Raw genomic sequence first — 23,174 nt, forward strand, 5'->3', positions numbered from 1 at the left:
GCGGCAGGATACGGAACCAACAGGGCTCCTGTGCTGCTGAGTTGAGACGTCGAACACCTCCCTCAACGGCACGGGAGCCCTGTCCGTTGCGCATTTCGACCTCACACCGCCCTGTCACCCGATCAGTGGCCCCGCTGAAAACGCTCACTGATCCCCACCGACCGCAGCGGTGCCGATCAGCCGTACTACTCGCAGAAACACAAGAAGCACGGCATGAACGTGCAGGTCATCGCCCGCCCTGCCGGCACACCACTGTGGTTCTCCCGCGCGACACCCGGCCGCACCCACGACCTGACCTCGGCCCGCGCCCACGGCATCGTCCAGGCATGCCTGACCCGGCAGATCCTTGTGCTGGCAGACCGCGCCTACCAGGGCGCCGGCGCCACCTTCCGCACCCCGTACCACCACCACAGCGAACAGCCCGAGCACTACCAGCAGTTCAACCGCGACCACGCCCGACTCCGAGCCCCCGGCGAACGTGCCTTCGCCCGACTCAAGTCCTGGCGCATCATGCGCAGAGCACGCTCCTCCACCCGCCGCGTCAGCCGCACCGTCCAAGCCATCCACGCACTACTGACCTGCGACTATTCAGGATGAAAGAGGTTCAGTGACCGTCATCGAGCGCCAGGAGACCCACCCGGTCCCCTTCGTTGGCCTCGTAAAAGGCCTTCGTGCCCCATTCCATACGACTCACTCAGTCCCCCTCTGAACGTTCGGGGCGAAACAGGTCTTGTCGCTGTCGTGGCCGCAGTCCCCGTACACGCAACAGGCGCAGGTGCATTCCGAGACGTGGAATCCCTCGGGGCCTGGACAGTGGTACGTGAAGTCCTCGCTGTACGAGTCCATCGCGGCGTCGTAGACGTCGGTCTCCCACGTGCTTCCGCACTGGATAATGGAGATGTACGGACTGTTGCCCGGCGCGACGTGCCTCAGCGGCAAGACCGCTCCCTCTTTTTAAATTCCGTGTGTCCTTGAACGGCATCAGACCCTCGCCGGGGTGAAGTCCGACGAGGGCCTGCGAGTGGGAGGGCACCGGAATCCTGGACGGCTCTGCTAATGCCTCAGGAATTCTCGGAGAGGGCTCGACTTTTTAAATTCCTGACTGGTTCACCTCGTTGGTGTACGCCTCCATCTGGATGCGTCGGCAGTACTCCCACCGGAGCGGATCGTCGGGGTCCAGGGCCAGCATCTGGACCGCCTCAGGGTCACCCTGCTGCCGCAGCTCCAGAGCCCGCCCGGAAGCCCTCTGGAAGCCCTGCGCGGTCAGCTCAAAGCCTTCCTCGGTCTCCGTCAGGCCGTGACGGCTCAGCGCTTCCTGGCGGGCTTCAGGGTTCACGGACGCTTCTCGTAGTCGACGGGCTCACCCTCGGGTCCGCCATCGATCAGGTTCCACTCGGGCTGGAAGTCGTCGTGGTCTTCGTACGCCGTGAGGAGTCTGGCGATCACCGGGGCACGGAAATACTCAGGGACAGCGGCGATCACATCCACGACCCCCTTCTGCCACAGGTTGAGTCCATGGGCCTCCGCGTTCGCCTTCCATGTTGCCCCCTGGTTGGCCTCCACCCAGGCCACGAGTCGGCGCTTGGCCTTCACATCGGCTAGAACCCGGTTCCGCAACGCTGCCACGCCCTCGTCCTTGCCAGGCTTCACTGCGCGAGCAGAGGCCCACCCTCTTCACCAAGTCCTGACCTCGATGCCCGGAGTCGGAGTCAGGACCGCCGCCGTCCTCCTGGTCACCGTCGGCGACGGCACCGGATTCCCCACCGCCGCCCACCTCGCCTCCTACGCCGGCCTCGCCCCCACAACCAAGTCATCGGGGACCTCGATCCACGGCGAACACGCACCACGAGGCGGAAACCGGCAGCTCAAACGCGCGATGTTCCTCTCCGCCTTCGCCTGCATGAACGCCGACCCCGCCTCCCGCACCTACTACGACCGGCAAAGAGCCCGCGGCAAAACCCACACTCAGGCGCTCCTGCGGCTTGCCCGCCAGCGCATCAGCGTCCTGTTCGCCATGCTCCGAGACGGCAGCTTCTACGAGTCCAGAACCCCCACAGTCACCCTCACCGCGTGACTTTCGCAAACACCCGCATACCAGGCACCACGTCCTTGACGAACGACATAGAGACACCCCCCGGCACCGTGCTGCGCTGGTCCGACCAGACTGGTGTCTCCGGCCTCCACACCGACGTGGCCACGTACTCGGCTCCGGGCGGCAGTACTCAGCTCGCCTTCCAGATCTGGGCGACCGTGGTGACTTGGTCCACTACGGGCAACGTGCAGTTCCGGTGGGCCCAGAACGCCTCGGACACCACCGCGACCATCGTGCGGACGAACTCATACCTACAGCTCACCCGCGTCGCCTGACGAGCTACAAGCCTGTCACCATCGGGTCCCAATGGGCCCTCGGCCCCCGAAGTTCTGCGGTGTGGTTCGCCCTGGGCCATGTTCCTTGATCACCCCTGTACCTGTACTGCACACGCAGCTACCGTCCCACCATGGACGATTCCCTCTCCTTCGAAAGCTTCCTCGAAGGTGCCAAGAAGGCTGCGTACAAGGCCATGCAGGACCACGGGCACGGCGAGTACGACGAGTTCGCTCTGCACGCCGGTGTCGCCGTAGAGCGGCTCGGCAAGGCGGTGCTTGTCTCGAAGAACCCTGTGTACCTACTGGACATGAACAAGGGGAACCCAGACCTACTGCTCTACTTCGGTGGCCACCTGGAGATGGCCGCGGACAAGGTCCGCACGGTCGGCGCCAAGGACGCCATAGCGCGTCTTCGTAAATTGGGAGTGCTCCGCCCTAGCACCCAGCTCGACAAGCTGATCGAACTTCGCAATGGCACTGCTCACGCGAGCAGTGGTGACGAGGCGAAGACGCTCTTGCCTACGCTTGCCGATAACGTCGCCGACTTGCTCTCGGCAATCGGCTTGGACCTGTTCAGCTTCTGGGGGCGCTGGACGAGCGCCATCAACCTCGCCGCAGACAGGCGGCGAAGTCAGGTCGAGCGGGAGGTCCAGGTTCGCATCAGGCAGGCTCGACACCGCCTTGAAGATCGCCTTAAAGGCCTACCCCTGCCAAAGGCATTGCGCAGGCCTGAAAGGTCCGGTTTCAACTTCTTCTTCGGGACGCCCGATCCCGACGCCGACGGAGAGGTGGTGTCAGTGACGGGCAATGCAGGCTGCCCGGCATGCGACCGGCAGGCAGTCGTGGAGGCGGCCCCCGACGCGACATCGCCCGGTACCCCTCTGATCGCTGTGGCTCTCAGTTGTCCGTGGTGCCAGCTCCAGTTGAATAGTGCGGACGAGGTACGTGCCTCGGGCATCGACGTGACAGATGCCTTGGAGGTCGCGTCTCACGTCATCTACGGCACCCCACTGCCAGACGAGCAAGAGGACGACGGGACGCAGGCAAGCTGAATCCCTCCGAAAGCCCCGGCCATCGTGCCAGGGCTCTCGCATGCCCCCCACAGCGCCGGACCCTCCTGCGCACACCTCGCTAGGAGGTCCCGTTGTTACTCCCTGAGCTGCTCAGACTCGCCGCAGCCGAGGACTCGGGCCCCGACGTCGGCAAACTGATAGGCAAGTTCGCCCAGTACGGCATCGTCGGTCTGGTCGTGGTCCTGCTGATCCTCGGCGTCATCGTCCTGAAGTACGTCATGACGTCCCTGACCGCCGACCGCGACAAGTGGCGAGAGGCGTTTGAAAAGGAGCGGGAGGCGCACCAGGCAACGTGAGAGCAACTCGCCAAGGCCGAGGAGCGCGGAGACGTCGCGGTCGAGCAGGGCAAGACGCTGACCCACCTCCTGGAAGAACTCGGCCACCGTCCCGCCCTGCCCGGGAGCGCATGACATGCGGCCCTTCACACGACGTACCAAGGATCGAGGACGAGAGCGGGGCGTACTGCCCGGAGCACGGCGTGACGATGCTGTGGACACCTCCGACCTTCGACTGGGACGCACTGCTCTCGGAGCCGGGGCTCTCGCACGACGCCCAGGAAACGGCTCCCGACGACCCTCAACAAGGCCCGTGAGGAGCGCCGTGCACAGCAGCGCCTTCCCCTGGTTGAGCAGCCTGACCGACGAGCAGGCGTACGACTTCCTGGACGAGGTGGTCCAGGCGGCTCAGGACGCGGGGACTCACACCGCCTTCCTCCACGCGCTCGATGTCCTCGTGGGCCAGCACGCGCCCACCCCCATACTCCTTCGCGGCGTTTTGCCCTAGCGGCTCCCCCAGGCCCCGTGAGGGAACAGAAGAGCCCCGGTCGACTTCGGACGGTCGGGGCTCTTCTTTGTCTCGCGTGTCCCACTTCATGGCGGATCACGGAGCGCGAAGACCGCCAAAGACTGTCCTCTAAAAAATGTCGGCGGCCCCACCTCGGGGTCGTCGGGGCCGACGGGGGCGAACCGCACGCCGTAGCCGTGCAGTTCGGCCACGCGCTCGGCCCAGGCGCGGAACTCGGCGCGCGTCCACTCGAAGCGGTGGTCGCCGTGGCGGGCGTGCCCGGTCGGCAGGGTCTCCCAGCGGACGTTGTACTCCACGTTCGGCGTCGTCACGACGACCGTCCTCGGGCGGGCCGCGCCGAACACCGCGTACTCCAGGGCGGGCAGCCGCGGCAGGTCCACGTGCTCGACGACCTCGCTGAGCACGGCGGCGTCGTATCCCTTGAGCCGGTTGTCGGTGTAGGCGAGCGAGCCCTGGAGCAGGGCGACTCGGGACGCCTGCCGCTCCCCCATGCGGTCCAGCCCCAGCCGCCGGGCGGCGATGGTGAGCGCCCGCACCGAGACGTCGACGCCGACGATCTCCGTGAACCGGGGGTCCTTCAGCAGCTCCCGCACCAACTGGCCCTCACCGCAGCCGAGGTCGAGGACGCGGGCGGCGCCGGCGGCGGTGAGCGCGGCGACGATCGCCTCCTTGCGCAGCACGGCGAGCGGCGTCGGCCCGGGCTCGGTCTCCTGCTCCTCCCCGACCGCGTTGTCGATCGCGTCGACCTCGCTGTCGTCCGCCTCGGCGAGCCTGACCAGTTCGAGGCGCCGCATCGCCTGCCGGGTCAGCGCCCAGCGGCGGGACAGATAGCGGCTGGTGATCAGCTTCTGCTCCGGGTGGGTGGGCAGCCAGCCCTCACCGGCCCGCAGCAGCTTGTCGACCTCGTCGGACGACACCCAGTAGTGCTTGGCGTCGTCGAGGACGGGGAGCAGTACGTAGAGATGGCGCAGCGCCTCGGACAGCGTGCACGCGGTGGACTCCAGCACGAGCCCGACGTACCGCGAGTCGCCCCACCCCGGGAACTCGACGTCCAGCGGCACCGGCTCGGCGCCGACGGTCCAGCCGAGCGGCTCGAACAGGCGCCGCACGAGGGCGGGGCCACCGCGGGCGGGCAGCGCGGGTATCTCGATCCTGAGCGGCAGCGGAAGCGCGGCACGCTCGGGCCGCGCCCTGCACACTCCGCGCATCGCGCTGGAGAACACGGCGCCGAGCGCCACGGCGAGCAGGGAGGACGCCGCGTAGGGGCGGTCGTTGACGTACTGCGCGAGCGCCGCGTCCGGTGCGCCCCCGCGCCCCTTGCCCCGGCCCTTGCGCATCAGCGCCTGTGTGTCGACGTCCAGCAGCATCGCGACGGTGCAGCGCCGCTCGTCCGCCTCGGGGTAGACGACATGCGCCGTCCCGTACGACGTCGAGAAGGCCTGCGGGTTGTCGGGATGCTTGTGCAACAGGAAGCTCAGGTCGGTGGCCGGGGTCTTCTCGTCGCCGGTGGTGGAGATCGTCAGGAACACACCGCCGAGTATCCCCGCCCTGTCCACCGCCCGGCCACGGGGTTTCCCGCCGGTGCGCGCCGGGCCGAGGGCACGGGCCCCCCGGCCCGGACGGCTGTCCGCACCCGGGCCGCGCGCCCCCGCCCGATCGTCCCGCCCCGCTCACCGCACGCGGGACCGCACGCGGAACTACAGCTGGGACTGCACTCGGGACGAGATCAGTTCGAGGTGGTCCAGGTCCTCCAGGTCCAGGATCTGGAGGTAGATCCGGCCGGCCCCGGCCTCGGCGTAGCGGCCGATCTTGTCGACCACCTCGCCGGGCGTGCCCGCCAGGCCGTTCTCCTTCAGCTCGTCCACCTCGCGGCCGATCGCGGCGGCGCGGCGGGCCACCTCCGCGTCGTCCTTGCCCACGCACGCCACGAGCGCGGCCGAGTACGTCAGGCTGTCCCCGGCCCGTCCGGCCTCCTCGGCGGCGGCGCGGACCCTGGCGAACTGGCGGGCGCTGTCCTCGATCGACGCGAACGGGATGTTGAACTCGTCGGCGTACCGCGCCGCGAGCCGGGGAGTGCGCGTCGGTCCGTGGCCGCCGATGACGACCGGGATCCTGCCCTGGGCCGGCTTGGGCAGGGCCGGCGAGTCGGTGAGGTGGTAGTGCTTCCCTTCGAACGTGTAGGTCTTGCCGGGCTCGGTCGCCCACAGGCCGGTGACGATCTCCAACTGCTCCTCGAGGCGGGCGAACTTGTCCTTGGGGAAGGGAATGCCGTACGCCTTGTGCTCCTGCTCGAACCAGCCCGCGCCGAGTCCGAGCTCCACGCGCCCGCCGGACATCTGGTCGACCTGGGCGACCTGGATGGCGAGCACGCCGGGGAGCCGGAAGGTGGCGGCCGTCATCAGGGTGCCGAGACGGATGCGCTTGGTCTCACGGGCGAGGCCCGCCAGGGTGATCCAGGCGTCGGTGGGACCGGGCAGGCCGTCCACGTCGCCCATCTTCAGATAGTGGTCCGAGCGGTAGAAGGCGTCGAATCCGAGGTCCTCGGTGGCCTTGGCCACCGAGAGGAGGGTGTCGTAGGTCGCCCCCTGCTGGGGCTCGGTGAAGATGCGAAGATCCATGCCTCCATCCTGCACGCTCCGGCGCGCCGCGCCCCGCACCCTGCCGCTCGCGGTCCGGCCGCCGTGCGCCCGCGCCGGTCAGCCCGCCGTCTGGTGGCGCTCCCTCACCTCGCCCTCTCGCGCCGCGAGTCTGCGCAGCATCTCGGTGACCCGGTCCCTCGACTCGTCCGCCGCGTCGATCGCCTCCATGCACTGCCAGTACGTGCCCTCCTCCTCTGCCGCGCTCGCGACCGCGACCAGGGCCATCGCCAGCTCCATGAGGAGCGTGCCGAGGTCCATCAGGGCGGTGCGCGCGTCGCCCAGGTCCGTCAGCCGCGCCGCGCGCAGGTCCGCGACATCGATGGCCGGCGTGTCCAGGACGCCGCAGCCCCTTCCGGCCAGCTCCGTCAACCCCAGTGCCTCGCCTCGCAGTTCGGGCGGGCCCGAGACCGCCAGCCTGCTGCCGATCGCCTGCGCCAGGGCGTACGCCTGCCACGCCTCCGTCATGACCCTCGGTCCGTCCTCGCTCTCCTCAAGGGCACGTCTGCTCGTCACGATGAGCCGCACCGCTTCCATGGGCTGCCCCCGCTCTGTCCTGACGTGCTGCCGCACGTCTGCCCGAACTCGGCCGTTCACTACCCAGAGTGAGGTAACCGTGGACGAAAAGCCAGAGGTAGCCCGAATTCTGTGGACAACATGCGGAGATGAGACAATGTCACCACTCCGGAGAGTGACATTCGTCCCGTCTCAGGGCGCTCCGGGAGCCGGAGGCAGTCTTCCGGGGACCGGGAACCGCGCCTCGTTGCGGTCGATCTTCGCCTCCAGCGCCGCGAGCGCGTCGACCCCGAGCACCTCGCACAGCTGGAGCAGGTACGCCAGCACGTCCGCGATCTCGTCGCTCACACGGTGCGCCGTACCCGGATCGTCCATCACCCGCGCCGACTCCTGCGGCGTCAGCCACTGGAAGATCTCGACCAGTTCGGACGCCTCCACACTCAGCGCGGACACCAGGTTCTTCGGTGTGTGGTAGGGCTGCCAGCCTCGCACGGCCGCGAACTCCGCGAGCCGCCGCTGGAGCCCGGCCACGTCCAGGTCGTCGATGCGCCTGCCCTGCTCTTCGGGTGCCACCGCCGCTCGCTTCAGCTCTTCCGGTTCTTCCGTCACGGGCCCAGGTCTACCACCGTCACCCCGTCCGCCGCCCCCGCCGAGCACACCCCCTCACCCAGCGCGCCCACCAGCCGGATGTGGCCGCGCTCGCACATCCGGGCCGCGAGCGACAGCAGTTCCCGCGTCTGCCGCGGGTCCATGCCGCGGCCGAGGTCGTCCGCGACCACCGTGAGCGTCTGCAGCGCCGCGGGCACCTCCGCCACCGGATCCACGTCCAGGACGCCGGGCCCCGTGAGCAGCACGAGCGCCAGTGCCAGGTACCGCAACTCGCCGTCACCGAGCAGCCCCAGCGGGGTGCGCACCCCGTCGCCCCGGTCGAGCAGGGCGCGGACCGTTCCGGCGCCGGCCGGTTCGACCAGCAGGTCGGTGACCCGGCCCGCGCACCCGGCCGCGACCGCCGCCGTCAGCAGCGCGTGCCGGCGGGAGCACTCCGCACGGGTGCGCAGCAGCACCGCGGCCAGATTGCCGCAGCCCGGCAGCAGTCGGCCGGTGCCCGGCGGCACGGCAGCCCGCATCGAGCCGGGGCTCGGGTCACAGGGGAAGACGGAGCGCAGCGCGATCACCATCTGCTCCGCCGCGGCCAGCACCCTGCGCTGCCCGTCCGTCCTGCCGGCCACACGCAACGGCAGCAGCGGCGTGCCGAGCCGATCGTCCGGAAAGGGCGCCCTGGTCACCGGCGCGGAGCCCGCCGTGTGCCAGGCCGCCTGCACCGAACGGCGCCCCGGATCACGCAGGGCCGTCTCCAGCAGCACGACACCGCCGCACGTCAACCGCTCCCCCACGACGCGGGGCCGGGGTTCGGCCTGGATCGCGATGTCGAGTCGTACGGGCCCCTGCGGGCCGTCGGACGTGCAGCCGATCCGGAATCCCCTGCGCCCCTGGCCGTCGGCGGGCGTCCGCTCGGGGACGCAGGCCGCCAGATCCCCGAACGCCTCCTCGAGTTCCGCGCCTGCGGCGAGCCGGGCCAGCGCCTCGTACGCCCGTAGCGCCTGCGACTTGCCCGAACCGCTGGGGCCGGTGAACAGGGTCAGCGGTCCCAGGGCGAACAGGGCCCGCCGATGCCCGGCGAACGCGGCGAGGCGCAGTTCGGTGACGCACGGACGGACGGGGCCCCCGTCCGTGATCCCGGACGGGTCCGGGGTCGCGGACGGGTCCGTGGTCGCGGCGCCGGCCGGGCCCGGGTGGTTCGGTAAGGACAACGCAGACATCGCGGTCATGTCCGAGACCGTAGGCCCGTGGCGCGGGGGCGAACCGTTTTGCCCCCGCACCCTTCCCACGAACGAGCGACGAAGCGGGCCCGGCGCGGGACTACATCCCCGGAACGCCCGCGCCCTCCATCAGCCCCCGCACCTCCGTACCGGCCGGGGTCAGCAGGAACACGTTCCGGTCGACCCGGTGCATGCCGCTCGCCAGCCCGAAGACCACACCCGTGCTGAAGTCCAGCACCCGCTTGGCGACCTCGGTCTCCGCGCCCGTGAGGTCGAGGAGCACCGGCACCCCCGCCATCAGCGTCTCGGCCACCTCGCGGGCGTCCGCGAACACATTGACCCGCAGCACCACGAAGCGGCGTCGCGCCTCGGTCTGCGCCTCGGGTATCGATCGGTGTCCGACGGACGACGGCCAGGCGTCCCGGCCACGCAACGGAACGACCTGAGCGAGCCCTTCCCACTGTTCGTCGGTGACATCGTGGCTGTTCACCGGCCCTCCCCGCCCTGGCTCGTACTCAAAGTCTGCACCGGGCAATTCTTACGCATGGTCACCCGATCGGCCCAACAGCGACACGGTCGCCGACGCGTTCCGGCCGCCACTCCTTCTTCCCGCCCCCCGAACACGCCGCGTCCACCGGGCCGGCGGCCGCCCGCACGGCTGCTTCTTACCGCGCTCACACCGGGCTCTTCACCGTGCGTGGGCGGCCGTTCATCGGGCGCACATACGTTCCGGTGCGTGCACCTGGCAGAACTGAAGCCTCCGACAGGCATCCGCCGGCCCCGTCCTCTCGCCTCGCGTGACGAGCCCGGCCAGGCCCCCCAGCAGTGGCACCGCGTCCTGACACTGCTGGCGGACATCAGCCTGTTCATCGGCACCCGCTCGGTGTGGGGGTCGGCCGCCAGTCACCAACTGGTGATCGCCGCGCTCATCTCCCTGTGCTACGCGTCGATCCTGGTCACCGGCGTGCTCACCCTCGTGGTGCGGCGTGCCCGGACCCTCGCGCGCCTGGACCTGGTCGTGCTGGTGACCGCGGTGACGCTCGTCTTCTGCGCGGTCCTCGTCCAGCACGCCTTCAGCGACGAGTCGGTCCTCACCACCCAGGCGGCCCGCGAACTGCTGCACGGCCACAGCGTGTACGGGCAGGAGTGGCCGTGGCTGTTCCGCCACGGGGTCGCCTACACGCCCACGGTCACCGGCGGCTACGACTTCACCTACGGCTATCCGCCGCTGACCATGCTGCTGACCGTGCCGCTGATGTGGCTCGGGCACGGCGCGCTGCCGGAGACCCTGGCCACCACCACCACGCTGGCCGTCGGCACCGTGGTCATGTGGCGGATGCTGCCGGTGCGGTGGCGTTCGGCGGCCACCATGGTGTGCCTCGGCTTCGGGATGATCCCCTCGTACGCCCGGCTCGGCTATCCGGCGGTCGTCGCGCTCGCCTTCCTGATCCCGGTGATGGTGCGCTGGACGCGCATGGGGCTCGGCGGCAGGGCCGACTGGGGCCGGGCCGCGTGTCTGGGCGCGGCCTGTGCCGCCCAGCAGCTGCCGTGGTTCCTGACGCCGTTCCTGCTCGCCGGCGTCTACGCGGTGCGGCGCGGCGACATCGGGGCTCGGGGAGCCGCCGTCGCGGTGGGACGGATCGCCGGCGTCGCCGCGGGGACCTGGCTGCTGATCAACGCGTACTACATCGTCAGCGAACCGGTGACCTGGCTGTCGGGCATCGCGCTGCCGATCACCCAGGGTGCCGTGATCCACGGCCAGGGCCTGGTGGGCATCTCGCTGTACTTCACCGACGGCAGTGACCGGCTGGAGTGGTACTCGCACGCCAGCATGCTGCTGGCGGCGGGGCTGCTCGCCGTGTTCGTGCTGTTCGTGCGGCGGCTGGGGCCGGCGGCGGCCGTGCTGCCGTGGTGCGCGTTCTTCCTGGCCACGCGCTCGCAGGACGGCTACTACCTGCTGATGACCCCGCTGTGGCTGGCGGCCGCGGTGACCGTGCCTCCCTCCGCGTTCGCCACCGCCTGGCAGCCCCGGCTGCTGCACGGCAGGCGGACGGCCCGTGCGGCGGTGGCCGCCGCGCTGGTGGCACCGTCGCTGGTCGCCGTGGCTCTCGCGGCGACCGGGAGGCCGCCCCTGCGGATGGAGGCGGTCGCCGACTCCCGTACCCCCCTGACCGTGAGGACGCTCGCGGTCCGGGTGAGCAACACCGGTGACGCGCCGCTCGAACCGCACTTCACGGTGACCACCGGCCAGGGCATGAGCCGTTACTGGAAGACGGTCGGCGGTCCCGCCTCGCTCGCCGCCCATACGACGGCCACCTACCGGATCCAGGCGCCCGACGGCCGCTTCGCCCTGCCCAGGAAGGGCGTCCGGATCCGGCTGCGGGCGTTCACGGCGACGCCGATGACACTGTCGAGCCAGGACATCCGTCTGGAGCGGGGGCCGGTCCCGGCCCGCCGGTGACGGATCCGCCACCGGCGGGCCGGGCCTTGCTCACTCCGTGCCGGAGGTGGCGCCGCGGCGTCCGCGGGCGAGCGCGAACGCCGCCGCGGCCAGGCCCAGGACGCCGACGACCAGGCCCCCGATGCCGAGGCCGCGGGCGGTGGAGTCGCTCGCGGAGGCGGACTTCGTCGTGGTGGCGCCCGCCTCGCCCTTCGCGGTGTCGCCCTTCCCGGCGGCCGCCCCGTCGCCCGCGGGAGAGGAGCCCTCCCCCTGCGCGCCCGAGCCCTCCGCCGTGCCCTTGGCGGTCAACTGGAGGGTGGGGGCCGGGTTCTCCGGCTCGTCCTCGCCCGCCTTGGGCTCCTGGATCCAGCGGGCGACGTTTCCGTCCGAGTAGGTCTGGAGCGTCTTGAACGCCAACGCGCCGGTGTCCTCGGGAAGCTGCCCGAAGGCGACGTCGAAGTCCTGGTACTGGCCGTGCCGGATGCGTCCGCCGGTCCAGGTGATCTCGGAGACCGCGTCGGTGATGGTGCCGTCGTCCGTCTTGACCGGGGTCTTGAGCTTGGTGGTGGTGACCTGCGCGGTCCAGCCCTGCTGCGGGCTGACCAGCACCCCGAGGATCGGGTGGTCGGTGGGCAGGAACACCTGCACCTTGGTGGTCGCGGCGGTGTCCTCCTCGTTGGGGACCCGGAAGGTCAGCACGCCGTCCGTGGCGCCCTTGGGGTAGCTGCCGGGGTGGACCGTGACATGGGCGAAGGCGGCGCCCGAGGCGGCGAGGACACCGGCGGCGGCGAGAGCGGTCACGGTGGCGGCGCGGCGCAGGGTGGTACGCGTCGAGGACATGGGTGGGAGAGCTCCGTACTCGTGTCAGGGGGTGGGTGGTCAGGCGGGGTACGGGAGTCCCGGGGGTGGGCCGCGCCGGTGCAGGGCGTGGCGGAGCAGCGCCTGCCGCAGGGGACGGCGGCCGTGGGCGCGGGGGCGGGGCGGTCCGGCGTACGAGGGTAGCGGCGCCGTACGCCAGCCGCGCCACCAGGAGCTGAGTGCCGGGGCGAACGCCGCGGCCTTGCGCAGCAGCGACCACAGCGCCGCCTCGCCGCGGCGCAGGCACCAGGAGGCGGCGAGGGCGGCGGCCAGATGGGCGCCCAGGGCATGCGGGGTCATCGCGTGCGCGTGGCCGCCCAGGTGCATGCTCATGTGCATGCCGGGGGCCATGGGTGTGCCGAGGGGCATGCCCGCCCCGTGCGCGGGTGTGTCCGCGGGTCCTGCCGCGTCGAAGGCGAGATGCAGTCCGCCCTGGACGGCGAGCATGGTGACGGCGATCCCGGGCAGCGCGCACTCGCGTCCGGCGAGCGCGGCGCTCGCGGCGAACACGGGCAGGAGTCCTGCCGCGTCCACCCACAGCGGCGGCGCGGAGCCGGTGGCCAGGGTGTGCCCTGCGGTGGCCAGCAGGACGCACACGACGGCGAACACCGCCGCGCGCACGCTGCGCACCGCCCAGGACACGTCCATGGCCCGGATCCTGTCATGCCGAGGGGTGGGGTCACTTCCTTCCCTGTGGATACGGCGTGTGACGGTCCTACGTTCACGCCGGGACGGATGCGAGCGGTGTCGCGGGGCGGCCTATCGTGGCGGGCATGCAGTCCTACACAATCGGCCAGGCCGCCCGGCTGCTGGGCGTGAGCCCGGACACCGCCCGGCGGTGGGCGGACGCGGGCCGGGTGGCGACCAGCCGTGACGAGAACGGCCGCCGCGTCATCGACGGCAAGGACCTGGCGGCGTTCTCCGTGGACCTGGCGCGCGGCGACGGCGAGGAGGACGCCCCCTCCCGCACCTCGGTCCGCAACGCCTTCCCGGGCATCGTCACGGCCGTGAAACTGGGGGACGTGGCGGCCCAGGTGGAGATCCAGGCCGGTCCGCACCGCCTGGTGTCCCTGCTGACCCGGGAGGCCGTGGAGGAACTGGGTCTCGAGGTCGGGATGGAGGCCACGGCCCGGGTGAAGTCGACCAACGTGCACATCGACCGGGCCTGACGCTCACGTCCAGGGGCCGTAGCTACCGTCCACCCGTATGGTGTCGACACCGCTGACGTAGCGCGCCCCGCAGCGGTCCTGCGGGAGGACGAGCTGGGGTCCGGGGCCTTCGAGCGAGGTGTCGTCGACACGGGTCGCCAGCAGCACGGGCGCGTGACCGAAGTCGGGGTCGATCTCGGCCCAGGACAGCAGGACATGGTGTCCGTCCGCGCCCGTGACGGCGATCAGGAAGCGCAGCCGGTCCTTGCGCCGTGCCGGGTCGAACACGGGGCCCGCGGCACGGAGCACGTCGTGCAGCAGGGGGCCGGCGAACCGGTGCCGCCGCACTCCGCTGGTGGCGCGTTCGAAGCTGACCCGCACCCGGTACTGCGGCCAGGCCGCGAGGTCGGACACGGACAGCCGGACCGGGCGGGCCAGGTCCCCGGTCAGGGTGAGTTCCGCGCTCGGCACGGTGTCGGCGAGCGGCTCCGTCGAGGACGTGCCCACGGTCACCACCTCCCGCAGGAGCGGTACCCGGACGGCGGCACCGCACAAACGCACATGCCGCTCCCATCGGAAGATCGCCCAGCTCATGCGATGGCACAGAAGACTTCCCGCTGGCATCTGCGTCAGTATGATCGTCGCCATGGAGGGGTCCGCGGGATCCCTGCCGACCCGACCTAGGGAGTGGACCCCGTGATGACCCGTTCCGTGCGCCGGACCCGCCGGATGCTCCAGGTGACCGGTGCGGGGGTCGCAGCACTGCTGGCCCTGAGCGCCTGCTCGTCCTCGTCCGACTCGGGCACCTCCCCCAAGTCCAGCTCCTCGACGGCCGCCACGTCGTCCGGCTCGTCGCCGAAGCTGTCCGGCACGGTCACGGTCTTCGCCGCCGCCTCCCTCAAGGAGAGCTTCACCCAGCTCGGCAAGGAGTTCGAGAAGGAGCACCCGGGCACCCACGTCACGTTCAACTTCGGCGGCAGCGACGCCCTCGCCGCGAGCATCACCAGCGGCGCCCCCGCCGACGTGTTCGCGTCGGCCAGCCCCAAGACGATGGCCGTCGTCACGGGCAGGAACGACGCGGTCGGCACCCCCGCCACGTTCGTGCGCAACCAGCTGGAGATCGCCACCCTGCCCGGCAACCCGGACAAGGTCTTCTCCCTGAAGGACCTCACGAAGTCCGGTCTCAAGGTCGTGCTGTGCGCCAGGACGGTGCCGTGCGGGGCCGCCGCGCAGAAGGCGCTGGACGCGAGCGGCCTCAAGCTCACCCCGGTGTCGTACGAGCAGGACGTCAAGGGCGCCCTGACCAAGGTGGAGCTGAAGGAGGCCGACGCCGCGGTCGTCTACAAGACCGATGTGAAATCGGCGGGTGACAAGGTGGAGGGCGTGGAGTTCCCCGAGTCGGCCAAGGCCATCAACGACTACCCGATCGTCCAGCTCAAGAACGCGCCCAACGCCGAGGCGGCCAATGCGTTCATCGCTCTGGTGCGGTCCGACGAGGGCGGCACGGTCCTCGACCAGGCGGGGTTCCTGAAGCCGTGACCCGGCTCGGCACCCCCGACGCCGCGGCCCGCACCCTGACGGGCGGGCCGCGGCGTGGGCGTGTCCGCCTCCGCCCGGGGGTTCCGCTGCCGCTGCTGGTGCCCGCGCTGGCCGGTCTGGCCTTTCTGCTGCTGCCCCTTGTCGCGCTGCTCGTGCGGGCACCGTGGCGCACCCTGCCCGACCAGCTGACCAGTACGCAGGTGTGGCAGGCGCTCCAGCTGTCCCTGGTGAGCGCGACCGCCGCGACCGGGGTGAGCCTGGTGGTGGGCGTACCACTGGCCTGGCTGCTGGCACGCACCGACTTTCCGGGGCGGGGTCTCGTCCGGGCCCTGGTGACGCTGCCGCTCGTCCTTCCGCCGGTGGTGGGCGGTGTGGCCCTGCTGCTGGCACTCGGGCGCAACGGTGTGGTGGGGCACTGGCTGGACGCCTGGTTCGGGATCACGCTGCCGTTCACGACGGCCGGGGTCGTGGTGGCCGAGGCGTTCGTGGCCATGCCGTTCCTCGTCATCAGCGTCGAGGGCACCCTGCGGGCAGCGGATCCGCGCTACGAGGAGGCCGCCACGACGCTGGGCGCCTCGCGCTTCACCGCGTTCCGGCGCGTCACCCTGCCGCTGACGGCGCCGGGTGTGGCGGCCGGTGCCGTGCTCGCGTGGGCGCGGGCCCTGGGCGAGTTCGGGGCGACGATCACCTTCGCGGGCAACTTCCCCGGCCGTACGCAGACCATGCCGCTGGCCGTCTACCTGGCCCTCCAGGACGACCCGGACGCGGCGATGGCGCTGAGCCTGGTGCTGCTGGCGGTGTCCGTCGCGGTCCTGGCGGGGCTGCGGGATCGGTGGATGACGGCGTCATGACCGACCTCGACGACCTCGACGGCGCGAAGGCCCCCCGGGCGGCCGGCGGCGCCCGGGACGAAGGTCTGGACGCGCGCATCGTGGTCGAGCGGGCCTCGTTCCGTCTCGACGTGGCGCTCACGGCGGCGCCCGGGGACGTCGTGGCGCTGCTCGGGCCCAACGGCGCCGGGAAGACCACCGCCCTGCGCGCGCTGGCCGGACTCGTCCCGCTCGGCGGGGGCCATGTGCGGCTCGACGGCGCCACCCTGGACCGCACACCGCCGGAGGAACGGCCGGTGGGCGTCGTCTTCCAGGACTACCTGCTCTTCCCCCATCTGAGCGCGCTCGACAACGTGGCGTTCGGTCCGCGGTGCCGGGGCGCGTCCAAGGGGCGGGCGCGGGAGATCGCCCGTACCTGGCTGGAGCACATGGGACTGGCCGACCACGCCGACGCCAGACCGCGCCGGCTGTCGGGCGGGCAGGCCCAGCGGGTGGCGCTCGCCCGGGCGCTGGCCATCCGTCCGCGGCTGCTGCTCCTGGACGAGCCGCTCGCCGCGCTCGACGCCCGCACCCGGCTCGAGGTGCGGGCCGGGCTGCGGCGCCATCTCGCCGCGTTCGAGGCGGTCGCGGTGCTCGTCACCCACGACCCGCTGGACGCGATGGTCCTGGCCGACCGGCTGGTGGTGCTGGAGCACGGCGAGGTGGTCCAGGAGGGCACGCCCCAGGAGATCGCCCGGCGCCCGCGGACGGACTACATCGCACGGCTCGTGGGCCTCAACCTGTACCGGGGGACGGCGACGGGGCACAGCGTCCGGCTCGACGCCGGCCCCGCCGTCACGACCACGGAGGACCTGTCCGGCCCGGTGTTCGTGGCGTTCCCGCCCGGCGCCGTCACGCTGCACCGGGAGCGGCCCGAGGGGGCGAGCGCGCGCAATGTGTGGCCGTGCGAGGTGGCGGGTCTGGAGACGTACGGCGACCAGATCCGTGCCGACCTCACCGGCGAGCTGCCGCTGGCGGCGGACCTGACCACGGTCGCGGCGGCCGAACTCGGCCTCGAACCGGGCGCGGCGGTCTGGGCGACCGTCAAGGCCGCGCAGACGCACGCGTATCCAGCCTGACGCGCCGCGCGGTGTCGGTCCCGAATCCGTCGTCGCGGGGTCAGCATAGGAGCGGACGCTGCCCTTCCCAGGTTCCGCGAGGCGAAGATGAGCATGAGCATGAGCATCCGCAATCGGCTTCCCGGCACGGTGACGGCCGTCGACGCGGGTGAGGTGATGGCGGCCGTCAAGGTCCGGCTGACGGGAGGGCAGGAGGTGACCGCGGCGATCACCAGGGAGGCCGTCGACGACCTGGGGCTCTCCCCCGGCGCCCCGGTGCACACCCTGGTGAAGTCCACGGAGGTGGCGCTCGCCACCGAGACCCTGTCGGGCGTCTCCATCCGCAATCAACTGCCCGGCACGGTCGAGGGAGTCGACACGGGCGGGGCGATGGCGGCGGTCAGGGTCGCGGTGGCCGGCGGGGCGCTGACGGCCGTGATCACGCGGAACGCCGCGGAGGAGCTGGCACTGGCACCCGGCTCGCCGGTCGTCGCGTTGATCAAGTCGACGGAGATGTCCCTCGCGACCGGCTGATCCGGGTCCGGCCGGGCCGGGGGCCGATCGGACGTCCGGTCGCCTCCCGTCGCGTTCACCCGTTCCGGTGATCACGGAAACACCCGCCACCCGACTATCGTCTACATTACAGTAGACAGTCTACAGATTTGTAGTCAGACGCCGGGTGCCGTCCTGCCGCACCCGGCTCCCTCCGGAAGGGCTCGCGACGATGGCCACCCCCTTGTCCTCCCCACCCGTGTCCCTGGCGGCACAGCTCGCGGTGAACGTGCTGGACGCCCAGTCCCTGCTCGCCGCCTTCGGCGTCCTGGGCGTGGGTGTCGTGATGTTCGCCGAGACGGGCCTGCTCATCGGCTTCTTCCTGCCCGGGGACTCCCTCCTGTTCACGGCGGGACTGCTGTGCTCGGGCTCGAGCCGGCAAGGCGTGACGCTGTCGCTGCCCCTGCTGCTGGTCTGCGCGGCGGTGGGCGCGCTGACCGGATCGCAGTGCGGCTATCTGATCGGGCGCAGGGCCGGGGGCACCCTGCTCGCGCGCAGCCGCTCGGTCCGGCTGAGGGAAGGCGCGCAGCGCGCCGAGGAGCTCCTGGAGAGATACGGGCACGCGAAGGCGATCGTCCTCGCCCGCTTCGTCCCCGTCGTGCGCACGGTGCTCAACCCCATGGCCGGCGCCCTGCGCGTGCCCCTGCGCACCTTCACCGTCTGGCAGACGGCGAGCGGCCTCGTGTGGACCCTCGGCCTCACCCTGGCCGGGTACGCGCTCGGTTCCTCGGTGCCGAACGTCGACCGGTACCTGCTGCCGATCATCGCGGTGATCGTCGCCCTGTCCCTGACACCGTTCGCGCTGGAGGTGCTGCGCTCGCGGCGGGCGGCGAAGGAGGGGGCCGGCGGCTGACGCGCCCCGGCGCCGACGGCGCGACACCGGCCGACGGAGCGTGCGGCGGGAGGGCCGGCCGGCTCTTCGGGAGGGCGTCGACCCCGGGCGCCCCCGCGCCGTCGGCCTTGATCCCGCCAGGGCGGTGGCCCGTCCGACGTGCGGCCCCCAGCGGGCGCGACGGGTCCTGGCGGCTCGCCGCGTCCGCGTGGACCCGGCGCGCGCACTCCTCGCGGCGGTCGCGGCCCGGCGCCCACGGTCACAGAACCCTGCGTCGCACGAGCAGTCCGAGCGTCACCAGCCCGGGCAGGAGGGGCAGCCACACCGTCAGCAGCCGGTACCCGAGCACCACGGACGCCGCCGCCACGGACGGCGCCCCGGCGAGCGTCAGGGCCACGGCGAGGGCCGCGTCCAGGGAGCCGATACCGCCGGGAGTGGGCAGCAGGACGGCCGCGCTGCTCGCCACGAGATAGGCCAGGGCGACCCGTTCGGGAGCCAGCGGCAGGCTCAGGGAGCGGCTGACCGCGATCACGACCAGGCAGTGCAGCAGGGCGAAGGCCAGCGAGCCGCCCCACAGGGCCACCGCGCGACCGGGCAGCCGGTGCACGGCCCGTAGGCCGCCGAGGACCGCGCGCACCGCGCGCCGCACCGGTCGGCACAGCGTCGCGCCGAGGGCCCCGAGCGCCGACAGCCCCGCCGCCACCGCGAGCGCGGAGCCGGGCGGAAGGCGCAGCAGCCCGGGAGCGCCCAGCGCGAGCACGGCGATCAGCACGCCACGGGACAGCGCCCCGGCGGTGGCCTTGACCGCGAGGGCGGTGGCCGCGCTGGTGACGGTCAGTCCGCACCGCGTCAGGAAGCGGAGGTTGACGGCACCCGCGCCGGCACCGGCGGGCAGCAGATGGTTGGCCGCGGACGCGCCGAACTGCGCGGCCACCAGCCGCCCCGCGGGCAGCGGCTCGGGCACGGCACCCTGCTGGGCCAGCGCCGAGACGGCCCAGGTGCACAGGGCGGCCGACGCGCCCAGCAGCAGCCAGCCCGGATCGGCGCCCGCCAGTCGGACGGCACCGGAGGCGATGACCGGCCAGTGCCGCACGGCGAGCAGGGCGCCGCACCCGAGCACGGCGAGACTCACCGCCGCGCGCCAGGGGAACCGGGCACGCGGATCCACCCGCCGGGCGGCCGGACTCCGCGCCGTGCCGCGTACCTCCCGCCCCGCCCGCTCCACCGGCGTGCCGGCCGCAGGCGTCATCCGCGCCCCTTCCCGGCCACCCGGGGTGCGACCCGGATGCGTACGCCCTCGAAGGGATGGGCGATCCACGCTCGCGCGTAGGACGGCGGCCGGCTGTCGGGCGTGCCCAGGTGGGCGACGGGCATGAGGGCGGCGGTGCGGGTGATGGCGGCCGGGGTGCTGTTGGCGTTGCTGCCGCTGGTGGCGGCCGAGGAGCAGCCGGCGTAGAAGGCGATCGGGACGGCCTGGTCGCCGGTCAGCAGGCACGGGGGCCGCACGCCGAGTCGGCGCAGTTCGGTGGCGGTGCGGGACCAGGCGCGGTGGTCCGCGGCGGTCCGCTCGACGGTGGTGTGCAGCACCGTGAACTGCACGGCCAGATGCGCGGCGAGCGCGAGCGCCACGACCGCCGCGGCGATCGGCCGCAGGCGGCCGTACGGCTCCGTGACGAGGTGGAGCAGGGCGTGGGCGACAGGGAGGGCGAGCAGGGCGTAGGCGGGCAGCAGGAAGCGGGGCGCGGCGTATCCGATCAGGAACAGATAGGGGAAGGCCGCCGTCGCCGCGCAGGCCAGCGGCACCAGGGTGCGGGCGGGGCGCGGTGGGCGCTGGGCCAGGAAGGCGACGCCGACGGCGAGCAGGGCGAGCAGCGGGAGCACGAACCACCAGGCGGTGACCGCCGGGTTCGGCAGGGGGCCGGTGCAGGGCCGGCACAGGGTGTGCCCGGCCAGGCCGCGCACCTGGTCGCCGAGGGGGACGTGCCAGCCGAGGCCGCCCTGGATCCGGGAGCCGTCGGACAGGCGGCGCAGGAGTCCGCCGTAGTCGCGGTACGCCTCGACGATCCACTGGGCGGCGCCGGCCGCCAGCCCGCCCACGAGCGCCACCACCAGGGACAGGCGGCGCCGGGGGCGCGCGAACAGCGGCAGGACGAGCAGCGGTGCCGCGGCCCACACCGCGTCGGTGGGCCGCATCCAGGTCATGAACGCCGCGCTGACGGCGACGCCCGCGAGGGCCCCGCGGTCGGCGCCGTCCTCGAGGACGCGCAGGAAGCAGCCGGTGCACGCGAGGGCGCCGATCGCGGCCCAGTAGTTGGGCATGGCCTGCGGGCCGTAGAACAGGGTGATCCACAGGCTCGCGAACAGCGCGCCGCCCAGGGCGACGCAGCGGGCGGAGAAGAGCCCGCGCCAGGCACGCAGGGCGAGGAACAGCGCGAGGCCCGACAGCACCGCGAGATAGACCCTGAGCATCGCGGTGGAGGAGGTCCAGGAGGCGACGGGGGCCACGAGCAGGGAGATGCCCCGGGAGCGCGGCGCGCTGAAGTAGGAGGCGGGGGCGTGCGCGCTGACCTGGCTGACGTAGACCGTCTCGTCCCAGCCGAGGCCCATGTGCGGCCCCACGAACAGCAACTGAAGGAGGGTGAAGGCGCAGGCGACGAGGGCGGAGAGGCCCTGGCCCCGGTCGCGCCAGGAGGTACCGGCCACGGTGAGGCCGTCCAGCCGGTGGACCCCGGCCAGGGCGGTGTTCGCGTTGGAGGCCATGCCCCTCCCTCATCCCCTGCGCGCCGTAGGGGCGTCACGCCTCGCGCCGCGCGGGGCGGGCGGTGGAGAGCGGGAAGCGACCGGCGGGAACGCGGGACAACGAAATCGGTGAAAACGTAGATCACGGACAAGTTAGCGCGATCATCCCGGTGGTGCGGTCCGGGACCGGCGCCCGTCCGGCAACCCGCGGCCACGGTTGCGCCAACCGGGTGGACGCTCCGGGCCGCCCGGACCGGACAACCGGCTCTGTCCGGGCCGCCGTCCGCTCCTCTCGCCGCCCTCGGCCCGTTCCCCTACGCGCTGTAAGGTTGCGGGCATGGCTGGCACAGGCGCGCAGGGCAGGGCTGAACGGCGCAGCGCCGGCGAACTGGAGAGCGAGGTGCTGGCGACGCTGTGGGCCGCCCCGCGGTCGCTGACCCCGGCCGAGATCCAGGCCGCGATCAACGGCGGCCTCGCCTACAACACCGTGCACACCATCCTCAGACGCCTGACCGACAAGGGACTTGTCCTGCGCGACGTGGACGGGCGGCGCGGCGCGTACCGGCCGGCGAAGAACGCGGCCGAACTGACGGCCGAGACCATGCACGAGGCCCTGTGCCGCGGCCCCGACCCGACGGCCGCGCTCCAGCACTTCGTCGGCCGCCTCAGCCCCGAGGAGGAGCAGACCCTTCGCGACCTGCTGTGCGGGAACCCGCGGACCGGCGCGGACCTCGGCGGGTCCCGGGGAGGGCACGCCTGAGCGGCACCGCGGTGCCGGGCCCCGTCGGGGTCAGTGCTCGTGCGGTCCGGGCCGGTGGACGGGGCCGTGGGCTTCGTCGCAGTGCTCGGGCCGCTCCGCGGGGGGCGCGCTGATCCGGAGCAGTCCGTCGTCGCCGAGGTCCTCGCCGAGGTGGTCGACCTGGAGCGTGGCGTGGCTGATGCCGTGCGCGTCGCGCAGCAGCCGGTGGAGCCCCCGGCGCACCGCGTGGCAGTCGCCGCCCGGCTCGACCAGGACGTGCGCGGAGAGGGCGGGCTGACCGGAGGTGATGGTCCACACGTGCAGGTCGTGGATCTCCACGACGGAGGGCTGTGCGGCGAGTTCGTCCCCGATGGCGTCGGGGTCGAGGCCGGCCGGGGCGGCTTCGAGGAAGATCCGGCCGGAGTCGCGGACGAGCCCGAACCCGGCCTTGGCCATGAGGACGACCACGACGAGGGTGGCGATGGCGTCGGCGCGTGCGAAGCCCGTCAGCACGACGACGAGCGCGGCGACGGCCGTACCGATGAAGGCGAACAGGTCGTTGAGGATGTGCTGGTAGGCGCCCTCGACGTTCAGGGAGGTGCGGTTGGCCCGGGAGATGCACCAGGCGGCGGCCACGTTGACGACGATGCCGGCGAGCGCGGTGGCCAGCATCAGTCCGCCCTCGACCGCGGGCGGACTGATCAGACGCCGTACGGCCTCGAACGCCAGCCAGGCGCCCAGCAGGAGCAGGGTGAGGCCGTTGGCCTGGGCGGAGAGGATCTCGGCGCGCTTGAGGCCGTAGGTGAAGCCGCCGCGGGCGGGGCGGGCGGCGAGCCGCATCGCGACGAGGGCGAGCACGATCGAGGCGGCGTCGGTCAGCATGTGCGCGGCGTCGGAGATGAGTGCCAGCGACCGCGCGATGACTCCGGCCGTCACCTCGGCCGCCATGAACACGGTGATCAGGGCGAGCGCGCCCGCGAGCCAGCGGCGGTCCGCGTCGGCCGACACCCCGTGCGCGTGGCCGGAGTGCCCGCCCGCGCCGTGGTCGTGGTCGTGCCCGTGATCGTGACTGTGGGTGCTCATGGGTGTGCGCCCTCCCCCTGCTGACGAATGCCTCGTTCCGCAGTCAAACCCATAGGTGAGCACATCGGCAAAGGTTGCACCGGTGACCGTTGTCATCTTCG

The 23,174-nt window shown here is 72.1% G+C and carries 26 protein-coding genes and 2 pseudogenes; 14 read left to right on the forward strand and 14 right to left on the reverse strand.

Annotation, left to right across the window (positions count from 1 at the left end; translation table 11 throughout):
- Positions 1–144 precede the first annotated feature (144 nt).
- Positions 145–597, forward strand: a pseudogene (locus AB0C59_RS15425) (transposase family protein); the annotation flags it as partial.
- Positions 598–1,090: 493 nt separating this feature from the next.
- Here AB0C59_RS15425 and AB0C59_RS15430 read toward each other — a convergent pair.
- Both AB0C59_RS15430 and AB0C59_RS15435 read right to left on the reverse strand, forming a co-directional pair.
- Positions 1,091–1,336, reverse strand: a complete 246-nt coding sequence (locus AB0C59_RS15430; protein WP_363004597.1) for a hypothetical protein — start codon at positions 1,334–1,336, stop codon at positions 1,091–1,093.
- Positions 1,333–1,626: a DUF6221 family protein gene (locus AB0C59_RS15435; protein WP_363004599.1), complete on the reverse strand. Its 294-nt coding sequence runs from the start codon at positions 1,624–1,626 to the stop codon at positions 1,333–1,335. The genes AB0C59_RS15430 and AB0C59_RS15435 overlap by 4 nt, the downstream gene beginning before the upstream one ends.
- 34 nt (positions 1,627–1,660) lie before the next feature.
- On the opposite strand from AB0C59_RS15435, the pseudogene AB0C59_RS15440 reads away from it, so the two are divergent.
- From AB0C59_RS15440 to AB0C59_RS15460, 5 genes and pseudogenes are all read left to right on the forward strand, one after another.
- Positions 1,661–2,074: pseudogene (locus AB0C59_RS15440) on the forward strand (transposase); the annotation flags it as partial.
- A 35-nt stretch (positions 2,075–2,109) separates the two neighbouring features.
- Positions 2,110–2,367 carry a hypothetical protein gene (locus tag AB0C59_RS15445; protein ID WP_363004601.1) on the forward strand — a complete coding sequence of 86 codons (258 nt, stop codon included), beginning with the start codon at positions 2,110–2,112 and terminating at the stop codon, positions 2,365–2,367.
- A 131-nt stretch (positions 2,368–2,498) separates the two neighbouring features.
- Positions 2,499–3,419, forward strand: coding sequence for a hypothetical protein (locus AB0C59_RS15450; protein ID WP_363004603.1), 921 nt, complete (start codon positions 2,499–2,501; stop codon positions 3,417–3,419).
- Positions 3,420–3,511: 92 nt separating this feature from the next.
- On the forward strand, positions 3,512–3,736 hold the full coding sequence (locus AB0C59_RS15455) for a hypothetical protein (RefSeq protein ID WP_363004605.1): 225 nt from the start codon (positions 3,512–3,514) through the stop codon (positions 3,734–3,736).
- A gap of 304 nt (positions 3,737–4,040) precedes the next feature.
- Positions 4,041–4,223 (forward strand): hypothetical protein, encoded by a 183-nt coding sequence (locus tag AB0C59_RS15460; RefSeq protein ID WP_363004607.1) that lies wholly within the window; start codon positions 4,041–4,043, stop codon positions 4,221–4,223.
- An 86-nt stretch (positions 4,224–4,309) separates the two neighbouring features.
- Here AB0C59_RS15460 and AB0C59_RS15465 read toward each other — a convergent pair whose 3' ends face one another.
- The 6 genes from AB0C59_RS15465 to AB0C59_RS15490 all read right to left on the reverse strand — a co-directional run bounded on the left by AB0C59_RS15465 (position 4,310) and on the right by AB0C59_RS15490 (position 9,706).
- A complete protein-coding gene (locus tag AB0C59_RS15465) occupies positions 4,310–5,773 on the reverse strand; it encodes a 3' terminal RNA ribose 2'-O-methyltransferase Hen1 (protein ID WP_363004609.1) in 1,464 nt (487 codons plus the stop codon).
- 168 nt (positions 5,774–5,941) lie between these two features.
- Entirely contained in the window at positions 5,942–6,862 is a 921-nt protein-coding gene (locus tag AB0C59_RS15470) for an LLM class F420-dependent oxidoreductase (RefSeq protein WP_363004611.1), read from the reverse strand.
- Between the two features lie 78 nt (positions 6,863–6,940).
- Positions 6,941–7,417, reverse strand: coding sequence for a DUF6099 family protein (locus tag AB0C59_RS15475; protein WP_363004613.1), 477 nt, complete (start codon positions 7,415–7,417; stop codon positions 6,941–6,943).
- 171 nt (positions 7,418–7,588) lie between these two features.
- On the reverse strand, positions 7,589–7,942 hold the full coding sequence (locus AB0C59_RS15480; RefSeq protein WP_363004903.1) for a nucleotide pyrophosphohydrolase: 354 nt from the start codon (positions 7,940–7,942) through the stop codon (positions 7,589–7,591).
- 59 nt (positions 7,943–8,001) lie between these two features.
- Positions 8,002–9,225, reverse strand: a complete 1,224-nt coding sequence (locus AB0C59_RS15485) for an ATP-binding protein (RefSeq protein WP_363004615.1) — start codon at positions 9,223–9,225, stop codon at positions 8,002–8,004.
- Between the two features lie 91 nt (positions 9,226–9,316).
- The gene (locus AB0C59_RS15490; RefSeq protein WP_363004617.1) at positions 9,317–9,706 is read right to left on the reverse strand and encodes a cell division protein SepF; all 390 of its coding nucleotides are present in this window, start codon (positions 9,704–9,706) and stop codon (positions 9,317–9,319) included.
- A 279-nt stretch (positions 9,707–9,985) separates the two neighbouring features.
- On the opposite strand from AB0C59_RS15490, the gene AB0C59_RS15495 reads away from it, so the two are divergent.
- On the forward strand, positions 9,986–11,677 hold the full coding sequence (locus AB0C59_RS15495; protein WP_363004905.1) for a hypothetical protein: 1,692 nt from the start codon (positions 9,986–9,988) through the stop codon (positions 11,675–11,677).
- A 30-nt stretch (positions 11,678–11,707) separates the two neighbouring features.
- On the opposite strand, the gene AB0C59_RS15500 is transcribed toward AB0C59_RS15495, so the two are convergent.
- Together AB0C59_RS15500 and AB0C59_RS15505 are read right to left on the reverse strand one after the other, a co-directional pair.
- The gene (locus AB0C59_RS15500) at positions 11,708–12,496 is read right to left on the reverse strand and encodes a YcnI family protein (protein WP_363004619.1); all 789 of its coding nucleotides are present in this window, start codon (positions 12,494–12,496) and stop codon (positions 11,708–11,710) included.
- A gap of 39 nt (positions 12,497–12,535) precedes the next feature.
- Positions 12,536–13,162 (reverse strand): hypothetical protein, encoded by a 627-nt coding sequence (locus AB0C59_RS15505; protein WP_363004621.1) that lies wholly within the window; start codon positions 13,160–13,162, stop codon positions 12,536–12,538.
- Positions 13,163–13,287: 125 nt separating this feature from the next.
- On the opposite strand from AB0C59_RS15505, the gene AB0C59_RS15510 reads away from it, so the two are divergent.
- Positions 13,288–13,683 carry a helix-turn-helix transcriptional regulator gene (locus AB0C59_RS15510; RefSeq protein WP_363004623.1) on the forward strand — a complete coding sequence of 132 codons (396 nt, stop codon included), beginning with the start codon at positions 13,288–13,290 and terminating at the stop codon, positions 13,681–13,683.
- A gap of 3 nt (positions 13,684–13,686) precedes the next feature.
- Here AB0C59_RS15510 and AB0C59_RS15515 read toward each other — a convergent pair whose 3' ends face one another.
- Positions 13,687–14,256, reverse strand: coding sequence for a hypothetical protein (locus tag AB0C59_RS15515; RefSeq protein WP_363004625.1), 570 nt, complete (start codon positions 14,254–14,256; stop codon positions 13,687–13,689).
- 105 nt (positions 14,257–14,361) lie between these two features.
- On the opposite strand from AB0C59_RS15515, the gene modA reads away from it, so the two are divergent.
- The 5 genes from modA to AB0C59_RS15540 all read left to right on the forward strand — a co-directional run bounded on the left by modA (position 14,362) and on the right by AB0C59_RS15540 (position 18,533).
- Entirely contained in the window at positions 14,362–15,201 is an 840-nt protein-coding gene (gene modA, locus AB0C59_RS15520; protein ID WP_363004627.1) for a molybdate ABC transporter substrate-binding protein, read from the forward strand.
- Complete coding sequence (locus AB0C59_RS15525) at positions 15,198–16,052, forward strand: ABC transporter permease (protein ID WP_363004629.1); 855 nt, start codon at positions 15,198–15,200, stop codon at positions 16,050–16,052. The genes modA and AB0C59_RS15525 overlap by 4 nt, the downstream gene beginning before the upstream one ends.
- Positions 16,049–17,149, forward strand: a complete 1,101-nt coding sequence (locus tag AB0C59_RS15530; protein ID WP_363004631.1) for an ABC transporter ATP-binding protein — start codon at positions 16,049–16,051, stop codon at positions 17,147–17,149. Before AB0C59_RS15525 ends, AB0C59_RS15530 begins: the two co-directional genes overlap by 4 nt.
- Positions 17,150–17,242: 93 nt before the next feature.
- Positions 17,243–17,662, forward strand: a complete 420-nt coding sequence (locus AB0C59_RS15535; RefSeq protein WP_363004633.1) for a TOBE domain-containing protein — start codon at positions 17,243–17,245, stop codon at positions 17,660–17,662.
- A gap of 190 nt (positions 17,663–17,852) precedes the next feature.
- Entirely contained in the window at positions 17,853–18,533 is a 681-nt protein-coding gene (locus AB0C59_RS15540; RefSeq protein WP_363004635.1) for a DedA family protein, read from the forward strand.
- Positions 18,534–18,771: 238 nt separating this feature from the next.
- On the opposite strand, the gene AB0C59_RS15545 is transcribed toward AB0C59_RS15540, so the two are convergent.
- Both AB0C59_RS15545 and AB0C59_RS15550 read right to left on the reverse strand, forming a co-directional pair.
- Positions 18,772–19,761: a lysylphosphatidylglycerol synthase transmembrane domain-containing protein gene (locus AB0C59_RS15545; RefSeq protein WP_363004637.1), complete on the reverse strand. Its 990-nt coding sequence runs from the start codon at positions 19,759–19,761 to the stop codon at positions 18,772–18,774.
- Positions 19,758–21,272: a hypothetical protein gene (locus AB0C59_RS15550; RefSeq protein WP_363004639.1), complete on the reverse strand. Its 1,515-nt coding sequence runs from the start codon at positions 21,270–21,272 to the stop codon at positions 19,758–19,760. The genes AB0C59_RS15545 and AB0C59_RS15550 overlap by 4 nt, the downstream gene beginning before the upstream one ends.
- A 316-nt stretch (positions 21,273–21,588) precedes the next feature.
- On the opposite strand from AB0C59_RS15550, the gene AB0C59_RS15555 reads away from it, so the two are divergent.
- Complete coding sequence (locus AB0C59_RS15555) at positions 21,589–22,011, forward strand: BlaI/MecI/CopY family transcriptional regulator (RefSeq protein WP_363004641.1); 423 nt, start codon at positions 21,589–21,591, stop codon at positions 22,009–22,011.
- Between the two features lie 30 nt (positions 22,012–22,041).
- Here the strand turns inward: AB0C59_RS15555 and AB0C59_RS15560 are convergent, their stop codons facing one another.
- Positions 22,042–23,073: a cation diffusion facilitator family transporter gene (locus AB0C59_RS15560; protein ID WP_363004643.1), complete on the reverse strand. Its 1,032-nt coding sequence runs from the start codon at positions 23,071–23,073 to the stop codon at positions 22,042–22,044.
- Between the last annotated feature and the right edge of the window lie 101 nt (positions 23,074–23,174).

It is taken from the genome of Streptomyces sp. NPDC048664, assembly GCF_040650555.1.
Lineage (GTDB): Bacteria > Actinomycetota > Actinomycetes > Streptomycetales > Streptomycetaceae > Streptomyces.

Coding starts and splice junctions, on each gene's coding strand:
- modA (WP_363004627.1), top strand. CDS start 14,362: ATGACCCGTTCCGTGCGCCGGACCCGCCGGATGCTCCAGGTGACCGGT.
- AB0C59_RS15545 (WP_363004637.1), bottom strand. CDS start 19,761: ATGACGCCTGCGGCCGGCACGCCGGTGGAGCGGGCGGGGCGGGAGGTA.
- AB0C59_RS15485 (WP_363004615.1), bottom strand. CDS start 9,225: ATGACCGCGATGTCTGCGTTGTCCTTACCGAACCACCCGGGCCCGGCC.
- AB0C59_RS15540 (WP_363004635.1), top strand. CDS start 17,853: ATGGCCACCCCCTTGTCCTCCCCACCCGTGTCCCTGGCGGCACAGCTC.
- AB0C59_RS15515 (WP_363004625.1), bottom strand. CDS start 14,256: ATGAGCTGGGCGATCTTCCGATGGGAGCGGCATGTGCGTTTGTGCGGT.
- AB0C59_RS15510 (WP_363004623.1), top strand. CDS start 13,288: ATGCAGTCCTACACAATCGGCCAGGCCGCCCGGCTGCTGGGCGTGAGC.
- AB0C59_RS15500 (WP_363004619.1), bottom strand. CDS start 12,496: ATGTCCTCGACGCGTACCACCCTGCGCCGCGCCGCCACCGTGACCGCT.
- AB0C59_RS15505 (WP_363004621.1), bottom strand. CDS start 13,162: ATGGACGTGTCCTGGGCGGTGCGCAGCGTGCGCGCGGCGGTGTTCGCC.
- AB0C59_RS15470 (WP_363004611.1), bottom strand. CDS start 6,862: ATGGATCTTCGCATCTTCACCGAGCCCCAGCAGGGGGCGACCTACGAC.
- AB0C59_RS15535 (WP_363004633.1), top strand. CDS start 17,243: ATGAGCATGAGCATCCGCAATCGGCTTCCCGGCACGGTGACGGCCGTC.
- AB0C59_RS15550 (WP_363004639.1), bottom strand. CDS start 21,272: ATGGCCTCCAACGCGAACACCGCCCTGGCCGGGGTCCACCGGCTGGAC.
- AB0C59_RS15450 (WP_363004603.1), top strand. CDS start 2,499: ATGGACGATTCCCTCTCCTTCGAAAGCTTCCTCGAAGGTGCCAAGAAG.
- AB0C59_RS15530 (WP_363004631.1), top strand. CDS start 16,049: ATGACCGACCTCGACGACCTCGACGGCGCGAAGGCCCCCCGGGCGGCC.
- AB0C59_RS15560 (WP_363004643.1), bottom strand. CDS start 23,073: ATGAGCACCCACAGTCACGATCACGGGCACGACCACGACCACGGCGCG.
- AB0C59_RS15475 (WP_363004613.1), bottom strand. CDS start 7,417: ATGGAAGCGGTGCGGCTCATCGTGACGAGCAGACGTGCCCTTGAGGAG.
- AB0C59_RS15555 (WP_363004641.1), top strand. CDS start 21,589: ATGGCTGGCACAGGCGCGCAGGGCAGGGCTGAACGGCGCAGCGCCGGC.